The organism is Thermocatellispora tengchongensis, assembly GCF_014202315.1.
GTDB lineage: Bacteria > Actinomycetota > Actinomycetes > Streptosporangiales > Streptosporangiaceae > Thermocatellispora > Thermocatellispora tengchongensis.
Map to the genome: position 1 here is coordinate 548,861 of NZ_JACHGN010000006.1, position 20,022 is coordinate 568,882.

At 71.5% G+C, this 20,022-nt stretch carries 14 protein-coding genes; 8 read left to right on the forward strand and 6 right to left on the reverse strand.

What is annotated here, in order from left to right:
- The first annotated feature begins 189 nt into the window (after nucleotides 1-189).
- From HNP84_RS17135 to HNP84_RS17160, 6 genes are read left to right on the forward strand one after another with little or no spacing between them, the layout of a single operon-like run.
- Entirely contained in the window at nucleotides 190-2,013 is a 1,824-nt protein-coding gene (locus tag HNP84_RS17135; protein ID WP_185050704.1) for an ADP-ribosylglycohydrolase family protein, read from the forward strand.
- 6 nt (nucleotides 2,014-2,019) lie between these two features.
- Complete coding sequence (locus HNP84_RS17140; protein ID WP_185050705.1) at nucleotides 2,020-3,660, forward strand: extracellular solute-binding protein; 1,641 nt, start codon at nucleotides 2,020-2,022, stop codon at nucleotides 3,658-3,660.
- Nucleotides 3,657-5,546, forward strand: coding sequence for a glycoside hydrolase family 5 protein (locus tag HNP84_RS17145; RefSeq protein ID WP_185050706.1), 1,890 nt, complete (start codon nucleotides 3,657-3,659; stop codon nucleotides 5,544-5,546). Before HNP84_RS17140 ends, HNP84_RS17145 begins: the two co-directional genes overlap by 4 nt.
- A gap of 21 nt (nucleotides 5,547-5,567) precedes the next feature.
- Entirely contained in the window at nucleotides 5,568-6,503 is a 936-nt protein-coding gene (locus HNP84_RS17150; RefSeq protein ID WP_246518218.1) for an ABC transporter permease, read from the forward strand.
- A complete protein-coding gene (locus HNP84_RS17155; RefSeq protein WP_185050707.1) occupies nucleotides 6,500-7,423 on the forward strand; it encodes a carbohydrate ABC transporter permease in 924 nt (307 codons plus the stop codon). Before HNP84_RS17150 ends, HNP84_RS17155 begins: the two co-directional genes overlap by 4 nt.
- Nucleotides 7,424-7,437: 14 nt before the next feature.
- Nucleotides 7,438-8,358, forward strand: coding sequence for a hydroxyacid dehydrogenase (locus HNP84_RS17160; protein ID WP_185050708.1), 921 nt, complete (start codon nucleotides 7,438-7,440; stop codon nucleotides 8,356-8,358).
- A gap of 17 nt (nucleotides 8,359-8,375) precedes the next feature.
- On the opposite strand, the gene HNP84_RS17165 is transcribed toward HNP84_RS17160, so the two are convergent.
- The 5 genes from HNP84_RS17165 to HNP84_RS17185 all read right to left on the reverse strand — a co-directional run bounded on the left by HNP84_RS17165 (nucleotide 8,376) and on the right by HNP84_RS17185 (nucleotide 16,149).
- The gene (locus tag HNP84_RS17165; RefSeq protein ID WP_185050709.1) at nucleotides 8,376-8,729 is read right to left on the reverse strand and encodes a hypothetical protein; all 354 of its coding nucleotides are present in this window, start codon (nucleotides 8,727-8,729) and stop codon (nucleotides 8,376-8,378) included.
- 69 nt (nucleotides 8,730-8,798) lie between these two features.
- Nucleotides 8,799-10,844, reverse strand: coding sequence for a sensor histidine kinase (locus tag HNP84_RS17170; protein WP_185050710.1), 2,046 nt, complete (start codon nucleotides 10,842-10,844; stop codon nucleotides 8,799-8,801).
- 180 nt (nucleotides 10,845-11,024) lie between these two features.
- On the reverse strand, nucleotides 11,025-12,740 hold the full coding sequence (locus HNP84_RS17175) for an ABC transporter ATP-binding protein (RefSeq protein WP_185050711.1): 1,716 nt from the start codon (nucleotides 12,738-12,740) through the stop codon (nucleotides 11,025-11,027).
- Nucleotides 12,737-14,575, reverse strand: a complete 1,839-nt coding sequence (locus HNP84_RS17180; RefSeq protein WP_185050712.1) for an ABC transporter ATP-binding protein — start codon at nucleotides 14,573-14,575, stop codon at nucleotides 12,737-12,739. Before HNP84_RS17180 ends, HNP84_RS17175 begins: the two co-directional genes overlap by 4 nt.
- Nucleotides 14,576-14,592: 17 nt before the next feature.
- Nucleotides 14,593-16,149 carry an MFS transporter gene (locus HNP84_RS17185; protein WP_312925038.1) on the reverse strand — a complete coding sequence of 519 codons (1,557 nt, stop codon included), beginning with the start codon at nucleotides 16,147-16,149 and terminating at the stop codon, nucleotides 14,593-14,595.
- A gap of 315 nt (nucleotides 16,150-16,464) precedes the next feature.
- On the opposite strand from HNP84_RS17185, the gene HNP84_RS17190 reads away from it, so the two are divergent.
- Entirely contained in the window at nucleotides 16,465-17,607 is a 1,143-nt protein-coding gene (locus HNP84_RS17190; protein WP_185050713.1) for a sensor histidine kinase, read from the forward strand.
- Nucleotides 17,604-18,263 (forward strand): response regulator, encoded by a 660-nt coding sequence (locus HNP84_RS17195; RefSeq protein WP_185050714.1) that lies wholly within the window; start codon nucleotides 17,604-17,606, stop codon nucleotides 18,261-18,263. Before HNP84_RS17190 ends, HNP84_RS17195 begins: the two co-directional genes overlap by 4 nt.
- Nucleotides 18,264-18,446: 183 nt before the next feature.
- Here the strand turns inward: HNP84_RS17195 and HNP84_RS17200 are convergent.
- Nucleotides 18,447-20,022: DNA-directed RNA polymerase subunit beta (locus HNP84_RS17200; protein ID WP_446697327.1), on the reverse strand; the 1,576-nt coding region annotated here is incomplete at its 5' end.

Sequence of the window (20,022 nt, forward strand, 5' to 3'; positions counted from 1 at the left end):
TTATTTCTACTGTCCGTGTTGCGCCGGAATGTGATGACGGTTACCGGTGCGTGAACTTCCTTGAGACGGGATCCGGCCCATGACCAGCCCTCCCTGCCCGGCCAGCCTCGGACCACGCACTCGCCCCGGCGGCGAGGCGGTCGCCTTCGGCACCGGGGCCTGGACCTTCCGCACCCCTTGAGGAGTCCCATGCTGGAAATCGACCTTCGCGGCGACCTGTACGCCGACAAGGTGCACGGATGCTGGCTCGGCAAGAACGCCGGCGGCACGCTCGGCGCGCCCGTCGAGCAACTGTACGGCCGGCCGGAACCGCTGGACGTGCGCTGGTATCCCGAGCTGCGCGAGGGCGGCATCCCCAACGACGACCTGGAGTTACAGCTCATCTGGCTGCTGGCGCTGGAAGAGGTGGGACCCGCGCTCACCGCTCGGGACCTGGCCCGCTACTGGCTCGACCATGTCGGCTACAACTTCGACGAGTACGGCATGGCCAAGGCCAACCTCAGGCTGGGCCTGGAGCCGCCGCTGACCGGCAGTCACAACAACTGGTTCGCCGACTGCATGGGCTGCCCGATCCGCGCCGAGATCTGGGCCTGCGTCGCGCCGGGCGCGCCCAGGACCGCCGCCCGCTACGCCTTCCAGGACGCCATCCTGGACCACGCCGGGGGCGAGTCGGTCTACGGCGAGCTGTTCAACGCCGCGCTGGAGTCGGCCGCGTTCGTGGTCGGCGACAGACGCAAGCTCGTCGATATCGGCCTGTCCTACGTGCCCGAGTCCAGCAGGACGGCGGCGGCCATCCGCGCGGCGGTGGCGGGCTTCGAGGCGGGGCTGGATCGGCTGGAGACCCGGCGGCGGGTCATCGCCGCCGCGCCGCACCACGTGGCCCAGTACTCCCCGATCAACCTCGGTTTCCAGGTCATCGGCCTGCTGTACGGCGACGACTTCGGCGACGCGCTGTGCACCACGGTCAACTGCGGCTACGACACCGACTCCTCGGGCGCGGCGGTCGGCGCCTTCCTGGGCATCCTGGCCGGACGGTCCGGACTCCCCGAGAAGTGGACCGCGCCGCTCGGCGAGCAGATCGCCACCAACGAGTCGTGGGGCGGCGTGCGTGGCCTGGCCGGGCTCGTTCCGGACACCCTGACCGAGCTCACCGAGCGGATCCGGGCCGTCGCGCTGCGGCTGAACGGCCAGGTGGTACGGACGCCGGAGGCCGACCTCTACGCCGACTCCTCCATCGCCGACCTGTGGAACCGCAGCCCGACCACCGTCGTGCACTCCGGGCCCGACGTGCACGTCTCCGTCGCCCACGGTGACGGCCCGGTAGTGATCCCCGGCCAGGTCAAGGAGTTGACCACCGTCGTGCGCAACACGCGCCGCGTGCCGATCACCGTCCGGGCGGCGCTCGCCGTACCCGACGGCTGGAAGGCGCCCGGCCGGCAGGAGGTGGAGCTGCCGGCCGGCGCGAGCGCGACCCTGACCTGGCAGGTGGAGGCGCCGGACCGGACGGTGCTCGACGTGAGCAACCGGCTCTTCCTGAGCCTGTCCCCGGCCGGCAGGCCGGAGCCTCCCGCCGTGCCGATCGTGCTGCTCGGCGCCTCCGCCTACCGGGTCAGCGGCCAGGACCGGAGCTGGCGCGAGGTGTACGCGACCGGCAACGCGGTGCCGGTGGATCCCGGCGTGCGGTATCTGCAGACCTTCGCGCACGCGCCGCGGGCCGTGGACGCCTGGCTCGCGGTCGAGGCCACCTGCGCCGTACGGCTGTGGGCCAACGGCGCGCTGGTGGCCGAGGCGCCCGGCCCACGGGAGATCCGGCCCTGCCACCGCGGCACGCCCGGCTCGTCGGGGCCGGTCGGCTTGCGCGAGGGCTGGAACGAAATCCGCATCGAGCTCGTCCGCGGCGAGGGGGCGCCGCCGGCCGAATGCCATGTCCTGTTCGCCACCGATGACCGTTTCCGCGCCGCGCTCACCGAGCTCGGCCGAACCCGCTTCCCGTGGGATCTCACCAGGAGGTAACCCGTCATGTCCCCCCACGTGACCCGCCGCTCCCTCATCCGGGGCCTGGGTGGCGCCGCGCTCTTCGCGGCCCTGCCGGGCCCGCTGCTGGCCGCCTGTTCCACCCAGCCCGCCGGAACCTCGGCGCCGTCCTCGAACGCCAAGGTCAGGTTGCCGTCCCACCTTCCGTACGCGGGGGTCAAGCCGGACCTGGCGCCCACCACGAACGGCGTGGACGCCGGGTATCTGACCTACCCGGCCGATCCGGCCGCGGCCATCACGCAGCCGCCGGGCCGGGGCGGCACCGTCACCGCCATGACGCTCACCTACGGCGCCGTGCCGCCGGCCGTCGGCCAGAACGCCTACTGGCAGGAACTCAACAAGCGCCTGGGCGCCACCCTGAACCTCAACATCGTCCCCAACGCGGACTACGCCAACAAGCTGACCACGGTGGTGGCGGGAGGGGACCTGCCGGACATGGTGTTCTTCTTCGCCGCGTTGAAGCCACCGCAGTTCCCGGCGCTCCTCCGCGCGAAATTTCAGGATTTGTCGGAATTCTTGGGGGGTGACGCCGTCAAGGAGTACCCCTTCCTGGCCAACATCCCCACACCGAGCTGGCGCAACGTCACCTTCAACGGCGGGATCTACGGCATCCCCGTGCCGCGAGGCATCGTCGGGACGGTCATGTTCGTCCGCGACGACCTCATCCGCGAGAAAGGGCTGCAGCGCCAGCCGGGGAGCTTCGAGGAGTTCCGCGAGCTGTGCAAGGCCCTCACCGACACCAAGAGAAACCGCTGGGCGCTCGGCCAGCCGGACACCCTGCTGCCCTTCCTGGAGCAGATGAGCGGTGCGCCCAACATGTGGCAGGTCGAGAACGGCACGTTCACCCACCACTACGAGACCGAGCAGGCCAAGCAGGCGATCAGCGACATGCTCACGCTGTTCAAGGACGGCGTGTTCCACCCCGACTCGATCGGTTCCGACACCGTCCAGGTCAAGCAGTGGCTCCAGGGCGGCTCCATCGCCGTCAACCGGGACGGCTTCGCCGCGTGGGCGAGCAACGCGCCCGCGGGAGTCACCGACCCGGAGAACTACGTGGGCGCGATCCTGCCTCCCGGCCGCGACGGCGGCCAGGGCGTGCACTGGGCGGGCGGCGGCGCGCTGGGCCTCATCTCCCTGCGCAAGGCCGGCAAGGAGCGGATCGCCGAACTGCTGCGCATCTGCGACTGGCTGGCGGCGCCGTTCGGCACGGCCGAGCACAGGTTCCGCAAGTACGGCGTGCAGGGAGTGCACCACGAGCCGAGCGGCTCCGATCTGACGCTCACCGAGCTGGGCAAGACGGAGGTCACGGTGCCGATCAACTACCTCACCGACTCGCCGCAGGTGCTCTACACGCCCGGCATGCCGGCCCTCACCAAGACCCAGCACGCCTTCCAGCAGCAGCTCGTGGCGCTGGCCGTACCCGACCCCTCGATCGGGCTGTTCTCCGAGACGCTCAACAGCAAGCTCGCCCAACTGGACAAGCACTACACCGACACGCTGCGCGACATCTACGCAGGACGCAAGCCCTTCTCCGCCTGGGACGAAGCGGTCCGCGAGTGGCGCAGCAGGGGCGGCGACCAGATCAAGGCCGAGTTCGCCAAGGCGTATGAGGAGGCCAACGGATGACCGGCACGAGCCGGCGGCGCTTCCTCCAGCTCAGCGGCGCCGTCGCCGTCGGCGGTGCCCTCGCCCACCAGACCGGCACCGCGTACGCGGCTCCGCTGCGCGAGGGCTTCCACCCGCCCCGGATCCGCGGCGTCAACTGCGTACGCGTCAGCGAGTTCGGCCGGGCCAGGAACCGGTTCGGCGTCAACGCGGTCCGCTACTACCTCAACCCGCAGTCGGTGGCGACATCGCGTGGCACCACGGTGGCACAGGCATGGCAGTCGCAGTTGGACTCGCTGGAGTCGGCCGTGCGGGAGGCGGCCCGGCAGGGCCTGTGGAGCGTCATCGACCTGCACGAGCCGCCCAACCCCGACCGGATCGCGGCGCAGCGGCCGGAGTTCTGGGCCGACGACGCCAACCTGGACGTCCTGGTCAACGCGTGGCGTGACATCGTCGAGCGCGTCACGCCGTATCGCGCCTACATCTGGGGCTACGACCTGCTCAACGAGCCGCACAACCGCGCCGAACTGCCCCTGGGCGCGAGCAAGTGGCCCGCCTGGGCGCAGGCCATCACGGACGACATCCGGACCCGCGACACCGCCACTCCCATCGTGCTGGAACCGGGACCGGGAGCGCTGCCGCGGGGTTTCATCGAGAACGAGTGGATCGACGCCGGACCCGGCTACCCGGTCCTGTACCAGGGTGACTTCCCGCTGCTGAACGACCCCAAGGTCATCTACAGCCCGCACGTCTACGACCCCCACTCCTACACCCACCAGGGCCTGAGCACCTTCAACAAGGCGCCGGCCGCCACTGACTGGCCCGACAGAAGGACGTACCCGGGCCTCCTCAAGGAGCCCTACGGCGACGCGCACTGGGACAAGGACCGCCTCAGGGAACTGCTCAAGCCGATACGCAGGATCCAGTCGAAGTACCGGGTGCCGATCTACGTCGGCGAGTACAGCGCCATTCGCTGGGCCCCCGGCGCGGCCGGCTACATCAACGACCTCACGGAGCTGTTCGAGGAGTACGGCTGGAGCTGGACCTACCACGCCTTCACCGAGTGGCACGGCTGGGACGTCGAGTACACCGAGCAGATGACCAGCGATGCCAACCGGCTGGCCGCGAAGGCCACGCAGCCCACGGACCGGGAGCTGATCCTCAAGGGCTACCTCGCGCGCAACGCCTTCCCCGACCCCGCCGCCCTGCCCGCCCCCAGCCTCCTGGCCAACGGAGACTTCACCAGGGACGCCGACGCCGACGGCCTGGCCGACGGGTGGAGCAAGGGGAGCCAGGCGACGGTCACGCTCGCCGGCGGCGTTCAGCGGGTGTCCTGCCCGGCGGCGGGCAAGGGCGTCGACCAGGAGTGGGTCACGATCAGCGACGAGAACCGCTACAGGCTCACGGCACGCTTCCGCGTGGACGGTCCGGGCTCGGTCCGCTTCTGGACCTACGCCGTCGATGACGCCTACGGCCACGCCGGCAGCAAGATCATCGCGGACGCGTCGCCCACCGGCCAGTACACCACCCGGCAGCTCGAGTTCGTGCCTCCGGCGGGCGCCGCCAGGATCAGCGTCCGCTTCTGGGCCAACAGCGCCACCGCCTTCCTGCTCGACCAGGCGGAGCTGGTGGATCTCGGCCCCGACCCGGCCCGGCGCCCGCCGGAGACGACGGCCGTGGTCACCGGCGCCGATCACGTCCGCTTCACCGCCGAGGCGTACAACGGCGCGGCGGTGGCCCGGACCGAGTACCGCATCGTCGGCCAGGGCTCGGGCTGGCAGGCAGTACCGGATGGCGGGCTCACGATCAACCCCGGCGACGCCACGGTCGTCGGCTACCGCTCGATCGACACGGCCGGGATCGTGGAGCCGGCCAAGGCGATCGTCATGGGCTCGCACGCCCGCTGACCGTTCACGATGGAGGGTTGGATGTCCGTCACGCACCGGATGCCGCGGCGCGGCGCGTTGCGCAGGGATCGCTTCCTGCTCTGGCTCGGCCTGCCGGGCCTGGCGGTGATCGTGCTGTTCCACTACGTGCCGCTGCTCGGCAACGTCATCGCGTTCAAGGACTACCAGCCCTTCATCGGCATCCTGGAATCGCCGTGGGTGGGGCTGGAGAACTTCCGGGTGATCTTCAACGGCGACCCGGACTTCCTCAACGCGCTGGCCAACACGCTGATCATCTCCTTCATCCAGGTCGTGCTGGTGTTCCCGGTGCCGATCGCGCTGGCGCTGCTGCTGAACTCGCTGCTGTCGGAACGGCTCAAGCGCGCCGTGCAGTCGGTGCTCTACCTGCCGCACTTCATGTCCTGGGTGATCGTCGTGGCCGTCTTCCAGCAGATGCTCGGCAACGCGGGCCTGCTCAACACCTGGCTGCGGGCCCGCGGGCTGGAGGGCTTCCAGATCATCGGCGATCCGTCGCTGTTCAAGGCGCTGATCACCTCACAGGTGATCTGGAAGGACGCCGGGTGGGGCACGATCCTCTTCCTGGCCGCCCTCTCGCGGGTGGACCTGCACCTGTACGAGGCCGCCGCCGTGGACGGCGCCTCGCGCGGGCGGCAACTGTGGCACATCACCCTGCCCGGCATCAGGGGCGTCATCGTGCTGCTGCTCATACTCAAGCTGGGCGACGTGCTCACCGTCGGCTTCGAGCAGATCATCCTCCAGCAGCGGGCCGTCGGCCTGGAAGCCTCTGAGGTCCTGGACACCTACGTCTACACCAACGGCGTCCTGGGCGGGAACTGGGGCGTCTCCGCCGCGGTGGGCCTGGTCAAGGGTCTCGTGGGGGTGGCCATGGTGCTCGGCGCCAACAAGATCGCGCACATGCTCGGGGAGCGCGGTGTGTACTCCAAGGAGGCTCGATGAGCATCATCCTCGCTGCCGGGCGGCGATCCCGCCGCGCCGCCGTCACCGGTATCGTCCCGCCCTCGCTGCCGGTACGCGCGCTCAAGGGCGTGGTGCTGCTCGTGTGCTGCGCCGTCGTGATCCTGCCCTTCATGTCGGTGATCTCCACGAGCCTGGCCGGCCAGCAGGAGATCAGCGAGGCGGGCGGCCTGGTGCTCTGGCCGCGGCAGCCCAGCCTGGACGCCTACCGCGCCATCTTCGCCGGGGGAGTGGTCACCCGGGCGCTGCTGGTCTCGATCGGGATCACCGTCGTCGGCTCGCTGCTGTCGCTCACGGCCACGGCCTGCCTGGCCTACTCGCTGTCCCGGCCCGGCAGCTTCGCCCACCGGCCGCTGCTGCTGACGGTGCTCTTCACGCTGCTCTTCTCGCCGGGCATCATCCCGAGCTACCTGATCGTCAAGCAGCTCGGCCTGCTCGACTCCTACTGGTCGCTGATCCTGCCCGTGCTGGTGAACGGCTTCAACGTCGTCGTCATGCGGGCGTTCTTCATGGACCTGCCGCGGGAGCTGATCGACTCGGCCCGCATCGACGGCGCCGGGGAGCTGCAGATCATGCTCAGGGTCGTGGTGCCCCTGTCCAAGGCGGTGCTCGCGGTCGTCGGCCTGTTCTACGCCGTCGCCTACTGGAACAGCTTCTTCACCGCGATGCTCTACATCAACGACACCAGCAAGTGGCCGTTGCAGCTCGTGCTGCGGACCTACGTGGTGGACAACGCCGCGCTCGGAGCCGACCAGCTCAACCTCGCCGCCGAGCTGCCTCCGCCGCAGCAGGCCCTCCAGATGGCCATCCTCGTCGTCAGCCTCGTGCCGATCCTGCTCGTGTACCCCTTCCTGCAGCGTCACTTCGCCAAGGGCGTGCTCCTCGGGGCGGTGAAGGGGTGAAGACGTTCCTCGCCATGAACGAGGTGACCGTGCGCCGCCTCTTCGACGAGCGTTCCTACGCCACCCTGCGCTCGCTGACCACCCTGGTCGCGACTCCCGGCGAGGCCGAGATCATGATCACCACGTGGGGCAGCCCGCCCGTGGACGTGGCCGCGGCCCCGCGGGTCCGCGCCGTCTTCCACGGCGCCGGCTCGATCCGCGGCCTGATATCCGACGCCTGCTGGGACCGCGGCATCGTCGTCGTGTCCGCCGCCGCGGCCAACGCCGTACCCGTCGCGGAGTTCACCCTCGCGTCGATCGTGTACGCGGGCAAGCGCATCCCCTGGTACACCCGCACGTACGCCGCCTGTCCCGGCCGGGCGTGGGAAGGCCGCGTCCATGTGCCCTCGGCCTCCAACCACCGCCGCGTCGTCGGGCTCGTCGGCCTGTCGCGGGTAGGGGCCCGGGTCCTGGAACTGCTGCGCCCCTTCGACTTCGAGGTGCTCGTCGCCGATCCCTATGCCGTCCCCGCTCCCGGCTTCACCCTGGCCGGCCTGGACGAGCTGCTACGGCGCAGCGACATCGTCTCCCTCCACGCCCCGCTGCTGCCCGAGACCCGGCACATGATCGACGCCCGTCGTCTCGCCCTGATGCCCGACGGCGCCACCCTCATCAACACCGCCCGCGGCGGGCTGGTGGACACCGACGCCCTCGTACGCGAGCTGGTCACCGGTCGCCTCCACGCCATCCTCGACGTCACCGACCCGGAGCCGCTCCCGCCGGACTCGCCGCTGTTCGGGCTGCCCAACGTCCAGCTCACGCCGCACATCAGCGGATCGCTCGGCACCGAGACCCAGCGCCTCGGGGCTCTCGTCGTCGCCGAGCTGAAGCGCTATCTCACCGGGCGGCCGCTGCTGCATCAGGTGCGGCGGGAGGATCTCGGCAGGCTCGCCTGACCGGGAGCGCGATCCGGTCAGCCGTCCAGTCGCACGGTCACGGTGACGCGGCCTCTGTCATCACGCCGGGCGACGGCGTGCCCCGCGTGATGGGCTCCGCCCAGCTCCAGCGAGATCGGGCCACCGGCGCCGGTGAAGTTGCGCCACCACTTCTTGACGTCGGGCAGGGCGACGGGGATCCGGACGATGTCGCCCTCGCGCTGGTAGGCGACAGGGGTGCTGAAGGTCCGTCCTGACCGCCGGCCCGTGTAGGTGATGACGGTGAGGTGCCGGCTGACCAACCGGCCCCACCGGGGAGAGGAGCGCAGAGCCACCATCCAGGAGTTGAACCCACCGACCACGCGCTTCGTCAACGCTACACCGAGACCCATACGCCCTCCCTGACGTCATTTCCTCCGGCCGGGACCACACTAACCGGGTAAGTGGAGAGGGCCGTCCGGTTATTCGGAAGTGAGAAGTTCGGGTGACGAGATGTCTCGGATGGGAGGCGGCGCGCGGCGGACGTCAGGGGCGGCGGTGCGATCGTCGGGCGGGGTGAGCCGGCCCGGAGGCAGTGGGATGACCGCTTCTACCACTGTGCCGCCCTGCTCGCCCGGCGCGATCAGGCAGGTGCCGCCCAGTTCGGCCGCCCGCTCGCGCATCGACGTCAGGCCGGCGCCCAGGACGGGGCGCTCCGGCAGGCCGGTTCCGTCGTCCGCGATCCGGACCCGCACCCGCTCGGCGTCGCCGCTCAGCTCCACCGTGATCCTGCTCGCTCCGGCGTGGCGCCGGGCGTTCGTCACGGCCTCCTGCACGATGCGGTACGCGGCGGTCTCGATCGCGGGTGGCAGAGCGGTCAGGTCGCCCGTGGCGCGCACGTCGGCGGGTGGTCCCGCCTCGGCCGCCAGCGACCGTACCGCCGCCTCCAGGCGCAGCTCCTTCAGGCCCGGCGGGTGCAGGTCGTAGACCAGGGCGCGGATCTCGGCGGTGACGCTGTTCATGCTCAGGCGCAGGTCCGTCAGCAGGCGGTAGGCGTGCTCCGGCGAGTCGTCCAGCGAGCGGCGGGCGGCGTCCAGGGACATGGCCATCGCGGTGAGCGCCGTGCCCAGGCCGTCGTGCAGATCGCGGTGCAGGCGGCGGCGCTCCTCGTCGCGCGCCACGGCCGCGCGCTCCCGATGGTGTCGCAGGTCCTCGGCCAGCCTGACCGCATGGGCCACGTCGGCCACGATCGGGACCAGGACGGCGAGCATCCGGCGCTCGTACGCGGGCGGGAAACGCCGCCGTCCGGGCGCGCCGATCAACAGCGTGCCGACCTGTTCGCCATGCCAGACCAGGGGGATCTCACGCGGCGACGGGCCGAGTTCCCCGCAGGCCACCTGCCTGCCCGCCGTCACCGTGGCGCCGGTGACCGCCAGTCCGTTCATCACGGCCTGCACGGCGGCGGCCAGGGCCTCGGCCGGGCCGGCCCGCTGGATCTGTCGTTGCAGCGCCCGCGCGTGCGTGCGCGGGTCGCCGCTGCGGCCGTACAGCATGCGGTCGAGACCGCGCTGCAACGTGGCGTGCACCGGGCGGAAGGCCAGCCCGGCGAGGATGCCCGCGACCGCGGCGACCACCTCGCCCCGCCCGGAGAGCACGACGCCGGTCAGCGCGCTCGCGGGGAGGTACGCCACGGCGACGAACCCCAGCAGCGCCGCGCCGAGCACGGCCCGGCTGACCAGGGTGTCGATCGCGTACAGGCGGTAGCGCAGCACCGCGACCGCGATCGCGACGGGCACGGCCGCCTCGCTCAGCACGGTCGGCCACAGGTGGCCGGACTCGTAGGTGGGCACGGCCCCGATGGCCATGGCGAGCAGCAGCCAGCCGATCTGGCGGCGTACGTCCGGGCCGGAGTACCGGAATCGGATGAGCAACGGCACCAGGCTCAGCCACGGCAGCACGACGTTGACCTGGCGCATCACGTCGAGCACCACCGCCAGCGCGGGGCCGGGCTCCAGCACGGCCCAAGGCGGCGGCCCCATCCCGCCGGACGGCACCGGGGCCAGGGTCAGCACCACGATCTGCCCCAGGCACCACACGGCGAGGGCGAGGCACACCCATCGCCAGCGCGATCGCCGCAGGGATACGTCCGGGTACAGCAGCGGGATGAGCAGCCAGAGCAGATAGCCGGCGGTCCGGCTCACCACCCCACCGGTCGTGACCGCCTGGAGCGCCCACGGCGGATCGCCGGCGAGCTCGACCAATCCGGCCAGCGAGCCCATCAGCCAGCGCAGCGCGGAGCAGGCGCCGAAGGCGAGCAGCAGCCAGGCCACGAGCAGCCGCGGCCGGCGGAACACGATCAGCATGCCCAGCAACGCGCACAGACCAGGGGCCAGCAACTCCGCCCCGCCGTACCCGGCAGGCCGCACCTCCGGTGGCAGGTTCACCGCCACCAGCACGTACGCGGCCATCACAAGGTAGGCGAACACGCAGCCGGCGGCGGCGGCGATCCGCGCGGTGCGCGCGGACAAGCGCCGGGCAGAATGCTCGGTAGCCCGCCTGGTGTCCTGCCGCGCCATCTGTGTCCCGCCCTTCGTCGAAGGGCATACTGGCCACCTGCGGCCATGCCGGCAACACGGCCCCCCGGCCGTCCGGCGGGTTCGGGGGCGGTCCCGCGTCCGCTGACGGCCGGCGACGGCTCAAGCGGCGACTCATTCACTCGCCGCCGGGGTCAGGGAGATGTTCCAGTAGCCGGCGTAGCGGCCGCCGCGGCGCAGCAGGTCGTCGTGGCCGCCTTCCTCCACGATCCGGCCGCCGTCCAGGAAGACGATGCGGTCGGCGCGTTGGACGGTTCGCATCCGGTGCGCCACCATCACCACCGTCCGGCCCGCCATCAGGCGCTCGATGCCCTCGTGGACCGCCGCCTCGTTCACCGGGTCCAGGGCGGAGGTGACCTCGTCCAGCAGCACGATGGGCGCGTTCTTCAGCAGCGCTCGCGCGATCGAGACACGCTGGCGCTCACCGCCCGACAGCAGGGCGCCGCCCTCGCCGACATCGGCCTGCCATCCGCCGGGCAGCCGCTCGATCACCTCGTCGAGCCGCGCCGCGGTCGCCGCCGCCCGCACCTCGGCTTCGCCGGCCCCGGGACGGCCGAGGCGGATGTTCTCCTCGATCGTGCCGTCGAAGAGATAGACGTCCTGGAAGACCACGGCGATCCGCGCCATCAGCACCTCGGTGTCGATCGCGCGCACGTCCACGCCGCCCACGCGCACCGCGCCCGCGTCCACGTCGTAGAACCGCGCGAGCAACTGCAGCAAGGTGCTCTTGCCCGCACCCGACGGGCCGACGATGGCGAGCCGCTGTCCCTGCGGCACGGACAACGACAGGTCGTCGATCACCGTGCGGTCGCCGTGCCGGAAGGTGACGGAGTCGAACTCCAGGTCATGGCGTACCGGCTGGATCGGTTCACGGGGTTCCGGCAGCGGCTCGGTGCGCAACAGCGTGTCCAGCCTGGCCAGCTCGGACCGCGTGGCGCGGAGCTTGCCGCCGATGTCCGCCAGCGACAGCAGCGGATCGGCGCAGCGGGCGGCGAGCACCAGGATCGCCAGGACCTCCGCCGCGCCGATGTTCCCGCCGAGCGCGAGGTAGGCGCCCAGGACGAGCAGCACGGTGAACATCGCCTGCACCGTGACCGTCAGGCCCACTACGCCGGGCAGCGTCGCCAGCACGGTACGGCGGGACGCGCGCTGGACGTGCCGCAGCGAGTCGTCGAGCAGCCGGAAGCGTTCGGCGGTCCGGCCGCCGGCCCGCAGCACCGGCTGGGCCTGGAGATATTCGATGACCCGCGCGCTCGCCTCATGGTCGCGTTCGTGGCGCTCCGCGTCGGCGGCGGCCGTCGAGCGAGCGGTCCAGACCTGGATCGCCGCCACGATCGGGGCGGCGGCCAACGCGGCCAGCCCCATCCGCCAGTTGAAGGCGAGCATCACGGCGACGATCGTCAGGGGGGTCGCACAGGCGGAGATGAACGGCGCCAGCAGATGCACCACCACGGACATCGCCTGAAGGACGCCGCGACTGGCCAGGACGGAGACCTCCCCGACGCGGCCGGCGCCGTACCAGCCGATCGGCAGCCGGGCCAGGTGGTCGCCGAGGCGGTGATACACCCCCCGCAACATCGTGGTCCCGACGCGGAAACCGTTCAGATCGCTGATGTAGCGCAGCGCCGCGTAGACCGCGACCGCGGCTCCGAACGCGACCAGCCACGGCCGGGCATCTCCGGGCTCGGGCCCGAACAGCGCCCGCAGCACCGGCACCAGCAGCGCGTAGAGCAGACCTTCGGCTATCGCGGTCGTCGTCATCAGGGCCATGGTGCGGCGCATCGGCCGGGCGTACTCGTGTCCGAGCACGCGCAGCAGCATTCGAATCATCGGGGCTCGTCTCCTTGCAGTACGCCACCGCGGGTCGCGGCCTCAGCGGTGATCGCCGATCGGTGGGATCGCCAGAACGCGGCGAACTTCCCGTTCCGCTCCAGCAGTTCGGCGGGAGCGCCCCGCTCGACGATCGACCCGTTCTCCAGCACCACCACGGTGTCGGCGTCGGCGAGGGTCTCCAGACGGTGGGCGATGACCAGGATCGTACGATCGCCGCCCAGCGTCGCCAGTGCCCGGCGCACCGCCTGTTCGGTCTGCGGGTCGGCGAAGGAGGTCGCCTCGTCGAGCACCAGAACGGGCGTGTCGGCGAGCAGCGCGCGGGCGAGCGAGATCCGCTGTGCCTCGCCGCCCGACAGTTCGGCGTCCTCCCCGATCACCGTCTCGTATCCGCGCGGCAGTTCGAGGATCCGATCGTGAATGTTCGCCAGCCGGGCGGCGCGAACCACATCATCGCGGCCGGCATGCGGCACCGCCAGGGCGATGTTGTCCGCGACCGACGCGCGCAGCAGCCGAACGTCCTGGAAGACGAAGGAGACCATCCGGTAGAGCTCCCGGCTGCCGAGCTCGCGCAGATCGACGCCGCCCAGGAGGACCGAGCCGTGGGCCGGGTCGAAGAACCGCGGCAGCAGTCGAACCAGCGTGGACTTCCCGCTTCCGGACGGCCCGACGATCGCGGTGACCGTCCCCGGTTCGAGCACCAGGTCGATCCCGCGCAGCACCTCGTGACCGGGCTCGTAACCGAAGCGGACGCCGCGCAGCTCCACCCGGTGCCCCCGCGGCGCGACCGGGTTCGCGGGCTCCGGCAGCGGCGGCACCGCGAGCACGTCCCGGATCCGTCCGACCGCGCGCCGGGCGGCCTGCATGTCGTCGAAGCCGTGGCCGAGGGCCGCCACCGGAGCGGTCAGCCCCAGTCCCAGCAGCAGGAAGGGCAGCAGGTCGGCCGGGGCCATGCCACCCGACGTGATCAGGGTCGCACCGCCGATCAGCACGACCAGCAGCACGAACGGCGGCGACAGCGCCAGTTGCATCCCCGCGGCGATGACGGAGACACCGCGCACCCACCGGTAGAAGACGCGCACGAAATCGTCCACGGCCGTCAGGAACCTACGGTGGGCGCGCTCGGACCCGCCGAACGCCTTCACCACCGAGATCCCCTGTACGAACTCGACGACGGAACTCGCGATCCGTCCCATGGCCGCGTCGAACTCCTCCTGCTCGCGCAGCCGGGAGGGGGTCATCATCAGCGGGACCAGTGCCACCGCCAGCGCCACCGGGATCAACGTGATCAGCGTGAGCCGCCAGTCGATGCCGAACAAGTAGATCAGCGACACCAGCGGCACCACGAATGCGGCGACGAGCTCGCCGGGGGTGTGGGCGATGAACGGGTGCACGGCGCTGACGTCCTCGCCCACCACCTTCGCCAGCTCGCCGGTACGGCGCCGGGAGAACCAGCCGATCGGCACGCGTCCCAGCCGCGCGGCCAGCCGCCTGCGGAACGACAGTTGCACCTGGCCGTCGAGGACATGCCCGATCCCGGAGGACGCGGCCGTGAACAGCAGCCGTACGAGCAGGCCGGCCGCGCCCGCGATCACGACGGTCCAGACGTGACCGTGATCGATCGGGCCGGGCGACAGCAGGGTACGCCCCAGTTCGACGACCGCCAGCAGCGGCGCCAGCCCCGCGATGGCGCCGATGACCTGGAGGATGACGACGGCGGCGAAACTCCCGATGTGCGGGCGCAACAGCCCCGCCATGCTCTGTCCCGCCGCGGGATCGGCGTCCGCTGGTGGTGTGGACGGCTTCCTCGCCTGGGCGAGGCCGGTGGTGGTCATGGCTCTCCCGTCTTTCGTCAGTCTCGTCGCGACCAGGCCCGTGGCCGAGCCGGTGGCCGCGTTGCCCCGGCCGGACCACCGGCCGCCTGGATCGGCGGAGGGTCGCTCGTCGCCGCCGGCGCGGGCGGGGTGGGGTGTGCATCGGGCTCGCCGGCCTGCCCGGCCCGTGACGGCGGGCTGCTCCGGCGCAGGACGGCGAGGGCGATGAGGACGGCGGCGAGCAGGAGCACGGCGCCGAGGGTCAGGCCGAGCGCGTATCCGTCGTTGAGCGCCTCGGGCGTGGCGGTCCGGCCGGTGCGGTTGTGGGCGGCGGTGCCGAGTGCGGCCAGCCCGAGCGAGGCGCCGATCTGGCGTGAGCTGTTGAGCAGGCCCGATGCGATGCCGGTCTCGTGGGGCGCGACGCCGGCGGTGGCGACGGAGACGACCGGTGCGAGGCAGAGCCCGAACCCGGTGCTCGCCAGGATCGAGGGCCCGAGGACGTCGGTGGTGAAGGCTCCGTCCGGGCTGATCAGGCCGAACCAGGCGAACCCGGTCGCGGTCAGCAGCCCGCCGATGACCAGAAGGGTCCGCGGCGCGAGACGGTAGCCGAGTTTCACGGCGAGCGCGGAGCCGGCGATCACCCCGAGGGCGAACGGCAGGAACATGATCCCGGTCAGGGCCGGCCCCGTGCCGAGGACCTGTTGCAGGTAGAGCGACAGGAAGTAGAACGCCGAGGCCATGGCCGCCCCGACCAGGAGGATGAAGGCGTTCGCGCCGGCGACCGAGCGGTTGGCGAACAGGCCGAGCCGGACGAGCGGTTCGCGGGTGGTGGTCCGTTCGACGTGGACGAAGGCGGCCAGCAGCGCGGCGGCGACCGCCAGGGTCGCCAGGGTGACCGGCGAGGTCCACGCGTACTGGTCGGTGCGCACGACACCGAACACCAGCAGGGTCATGCCAGAGGTGGCCAGGACGGCGCCGAGGACGTCCGGACGGCCGCCGCGAACCGGCGGCGGGTCGGCGGCGACGGCCCGCCAGGCCAGGGCCAGCGCGCACACGGCCATCGGCACGTTCACGAACATCACCCAGCGCCAGCTCGCGTACTCGGTGAGCAGGCCGCCGATCAGGACGCCGAGGGCGCCCCCGGCGGCGTTCACCGCGCTCCATACGCCGAAGGCCCGGACGCGGGCCCTGCCCGCGGGGAACGTCGCGGTCAGCAGCGCCAGCGCGGCCGGGGCCAGTGCGGCGGCCCCGATGCCCTGCACGGCGCGGGCCGCGACGAGATGGCCGGGTTCCTGGGCGAAGCCGCCGGCGAGCGAGGCGAGGCCGAACAGGCCGAGCCCGAGCAGCAGGACCCGCCTGCGGCCGTACCGGTCGGCGGCCTTGCCGCCCAGGAGGAGCAGCCCGCCGAAGGTGAGCGCGTAGGCGTGGATCACCCAGGTCAGGCCCGCCGCGCCGAAGCCGAGGCCGGCGGCGATCCGCGGGAGCCCGACGTTCACGACCGACAGGTCCAGCGACACCATGAACTGCACGACGGCCACCGCGGCGAGGATGAGCCCCGGCCGAGCACCCGGCTCGCTGACCGGTCGTCCGGTCACCGACTCTCTGCTCGTCAACGCCGCTCAGTCCTCTGCGGCTCCGCGTGGCCGACGACCCGCTCGTGCCGGGTTCCGGTGCGAGGGGGTGACGGCCGGCGGCTCTGCGGGCTCACATGGCGGAACCCGCCCTTGACTCGGATGGTGTGCATGCCGGACATCGTGGTGTCCGGGCAGGCGGGCGGTCATCGTGCCCGGGAAGACTCCTCCGCCTGGCACCTGGGAAGTAGCGGCGGCCCGACTACATCCCAGGGAGTAGTGGATTATTACGACATCCTGCGGAGGACCCTCGGCGGAAAAGCCCCTAACCTACGTGAAATGAGGTTCTTGGACCGGCTGCCGCCGCTCGCCCAGGACGGCCTGCTCGCCGTGGCGACGGCCATCCTGCTGTCGGTCATCGTGTTCGCCACGCCCGGCGCCGGCGCGCTGGATCTCGCGGCCGCCCTCGCCGGCTCGCTCGCGCTCGTCGCCTGGCGGCGGGCGCCGCTGGTGTCGTTGCTCGTCAGCACGGCCTGCATGCTCGTGGTCGCGGCGCGCATCCAGCCGGGCCCGCTGGCGGCCTCTCCCGTGCTGGTGTCGGTGTTCGCCGCGGTCAGGGCCGGTCATTGGCCGGCCGCGGCGCTGGCGGGCGCGGTCTTCCTGGGCGCCGACCTGGTGGTGAACCTGCCCGGCGCCGGCGGGGCCGGGCAGATTCTCCAGAACACCACCCTGCTGGTCGGCTGGTTCGTGGCGGCCGGCGTGGTCGCGACGGTGACCCGGCACCGGCAGGCGTACCTGGAGGAGGCCGAGCGGCGGGCCGCCGAGGCCGAGCGCACCCGCGAGGAGGTGGCCCGGCGCCGCGCGGGCGAGGAGCGGCTGCGCATCGCCAGGGAACTGCACGACTCCCTCACGCACAGCATCTCGATCATCAAGGTCCAGGCCGGGGTGGCCGTTCACCTGGCACGCAGGCGCGGCGAGGAGGTGCCCCCCGCGCTGCTCGCCATCCAGGAGGCCAGCAGCGACGCCATGCGCGAGCTGCGCGCCACCCTGGAGGTGCTGCGCGACCCCGGCCACTCCGAGGACGAGGCTCCGGCCAGCGGGCTCGACCGGCTCGACGATCTGGTGGAGCGGGCCCGCTCCACCGGGCTGCCGGCGACGGTGACGATCTCCGGCACGCGTCGGGAGCTGCCGGCCGAGGTGGACCGGGCCGCGTACCGGATCGTCCAGGAGGCGCTCACCAACGTCTCCAGGCACGCCGGCGACGCGGCGGCGGCGGTCCGCATCGACTACGCGGACGAGGAACTGGTCGTCCAGATCGACGACGACGGCAAGGCCGACCCGGACGCGCCGCCCGTGCCCGGCACGGGCCTTCTCGGCATGCGCGAGCGCGTCGCGGCGCTCGGCGGCCGGCTGAAGGCCGAGCCCCGCCCCGAGGGCGGCTTCACCGTACGCGCCGAGCTTCCCCTTGGAGAACGATCGTGATCCGCGTGCTGCTCGTGGACGACCAGGCGCTCATCCGCGGCGGCTTCCGGGCCCTGCTGGAGATCGAGGACGACATCGAGGTGGTGGCCGAGGCCGCGAACGGCGAGCAGGGCGTCGCGCTCGCCCGTGAGCACCGGCCCGACGTCGCCCTCGTGGACATCCAGATGCCGGTGATGGACGGCATCGAGGCGACCCGGCTGATCGCCGCCGACGAGCGGCTGAGCGGCGTCCACGTCGTGATCCTCACCAACTACGGCCTCGACGAGTACGTCTTCAACGCGCTGCGCGCCGGGGCCTGCGGTTTCATGGTCAAGGACACCGAGCCCGCCGACCTGGTGCAGGGCGTCAGGGTCGCGGCCCGCGGCGACGCGCTGCTGTCCCCCGCGATCACCCGCCGCCTGATCGGCGAGTACGTCGCCCGCCGCCCCGCGCCCGCGGCCGAGGGCCTGGACGTGCTGACCAACCGCGAGCGCGAGGTCACCGCGCTGGTGGCCCGCGGCCTGTCCAACGACGAGATCGCCGCCCACATGGTGATCAGCCCGACCACCGCGAAGACGCACGTCAGCAGGGCGATGACCAAACTGGGCGCCAGGGACCGCGCCCAGCTCGTGGTGTTCGCCTACGAATCCGGCCTCGTCACCCCGCGGCGCGGCTGATCGCGCGCCGAGGCGAGGGCGACGGCGGCCGGGACCGCGGCGGACCGCGTAGGGACCGTGGGGGGCTGGCGGCGGGCTCGCGGCGGGGGGTAACGCACCGCACCGAGCCCGGCCGGCCCGCACCGGAAGGTGATCGCCTTCCTTCCGGCGCGGACCGGCGCCCGCAGGTCGCGCAGGGGACCGTCAGACCTCTTCTACGCTGCTCGGCTCGCGCCGGGACAGGTCGATGCCGAGCTCCTCCGCCGCGCGGAAGACGTCCTCGTCGGTGTCACGCATCTCGATGGACATGCCGTCACTGGACAGAACCTCGACGTTCAGGCACAGCGACTGCATTTCCTTGATCAGCACCTTGAAGGACTCCGGGATGCCCGGCTCGGGGATGTTCTCGCCCTTGACGATGGCCTCGTAGACCTTCACGCGGCCGGTCACGTCGTCGGACTTGATGGTCAGCAGCTCCTGCAGCGCGTACGCGGCGCCGTAGGCCTCCAGCGCCCACACCTCCATCTCACCGAAGCGCTGGCCGCCGAACTGGGCCTTACCGCCGAGCGGCTGCTGGGTGATCATGGAGTAGGGGCCGGTGGACCGGGCGTGGATCTTGTCGTCCACCAGGTGCAGCAGCTTGAGGATGTAGATGTAGCCGACCGAGATCGGGTACGGGAACGGCTCGCCGGAGCGGCCGTCGAACAGCCGGGCCTTGCCGCTCTGCTGCACCAGCCGGTCACCATCGCGGTTGGGGATGGTGTTGCCGAGCAGGCCGACGATCTCCTCCTCGTGGGCGCCGTCGAAGACCGGGGTCGCGACGTTGGTGAAGGGCTCGACCTTCTCAAAGCCCTTCTCCCGCAGTCGCTCGGCCCATGCCTCCTGAACCCCGGAGATGTCCCAGCCTCTGGCCGCGATCCAGCCCAGATGTGTCTCCAGCACCTGGCCGACGTTCATCCGGCCGGGCACGCCCAGCGGGTTGAGGATGATGTCCACCGGAGTGCCGTCCTCCAGGAACGGCATGTCCTCCACCGGCAGGATCTTGGAGATGACACCCTTGTTGCCGTGACGGCCGGCCAGCTTGTCACCGTCGGTGATCTTCCGCTTCTGCGCGACGTACACGCGCACCAGCTCGTTCACACCCGGCGGCAGCTCATCGCCCTCCTCACGGGAGAACACCCGCACACCGATGACCTTGCCCTGCTCACCGTGCGGCACCTTCAGCGAGGTGTCACGCACCTCACGGGCCTTCTCACCGAAGATCGCACGCAGCAGCCGCTCCTCCGGCGTCAGCTCGGTCTCACCCTTCGGGGTGACCTTGCCGACCAGGATGTCACCCGGCACGACCTCCGCCCCGATCCGGATGATGCCACGCTCATCGAGATCGGCCAGGACCTCCTCCGAGACGTTCGGGATGTCGCGGGTGATCTCCTCCGGGCCCAGCTTCGTGTCACGGGCGTCGACCTCGTGCTCCTCGATGTGGATCGAGGAGAGCACGTCGTCCTGCACCAGACGCTGGGACAGGATGATCGCGTCCTCGTAGTTGTGACCCTCCCACGGCATGAACGCCACCAGCAGGTTCTTGCCCAGCGCCATCTCGCCGTTGTCGGTGCAGGGGCCGTCGGCGATGACCTGGTTGGCCTCGACCCGGTCACCTTCGGAGACGATGGGCTTCTGGTTGAACGAGGTGCCCTGGTTGGAGCGCTTGAACTTGGCCACCCGGTACGTGGTGCGGGTGCCGTCGTCGTTCATCACCGTGATGTAGTCGGCCGAGACCTCC

Excerpts from the sequence above, each read along its gene's own strand:
- HNP84_RS17135 (WP_185050704.1), top strand. The coding sequence starts at position 190 with ATGCTGGAAATCGACCTTCGCGGCGACCTGTACGCCGACAAGGTGCAC.
- HNP84_RS17140 (WP_185050705.1), top strand. The coding sequence starts at position 2,020 with ATGTCCCCCCACGTGACCCGCCGCTCCCTCATCCGGGGCCTGGGTGGC.
- HNP84_RS17145 (WP_185050706.1), top strand. The coding sequence starts at position 3,657 with ATGACCGGCACGAGCCGGCGGCGCTTCCTCCAGCTCAGCGGCGCCGTC.
- HNP84_RS17150 (WP_246518218.1), top strand. The coding sequence starts at position 5,568 with ATGTCCGTCACGCACCGGATGCCGCGGCGCGGCGCGTTGCGCAGGGAT.
- HNP84_RS17155 (WP_185050707.1), top strand. The coding sequence starts at position 6,500 with ATGAGCATCATCCTCGCTGCCGGGCGGCGATCCCGCCGCGCCGCCGTC.
- HNP84_RS17160 (WP_185050708.1), top strand. The coding sequence starts at position 7,438 with ATGAACGAGGTGACCGTGCGCCGCCTCTTCGACGAGCGTTCCTACGCC.
- HNP84_RS17165 (WP_185050709.1), bottom strand. The coding sequence starts at position 8,729 with ATGGGTCTCGGTGTAGCGTTGACGAAGCGCGTGGTCGGTGGGTTCAAC.
- HNP84_RS17175 (WP_185050711.1), bottom strand. The coding sequence starts at position 12,740 with ATGATTCGAATGCTGCTGCGCGTGCTCGGACACGAGTACGCCCGGCCG.
- HNP84_RS17180 (WP_185050712.1), bottom strand. The coding sequence starts at position 14,575 with ATGACCACCACCGGCCTCGCCCAGGCGAGGAAGCCGTCCACACCACCA.
- HNP84_RS17190 (WP_185050713.1), top strand. The coding sequence starts at position 16,465 with ATGAGGTTCTTGGACCGGCTGCCGCCGCTCGCCCAGGACGGCCTGCTC.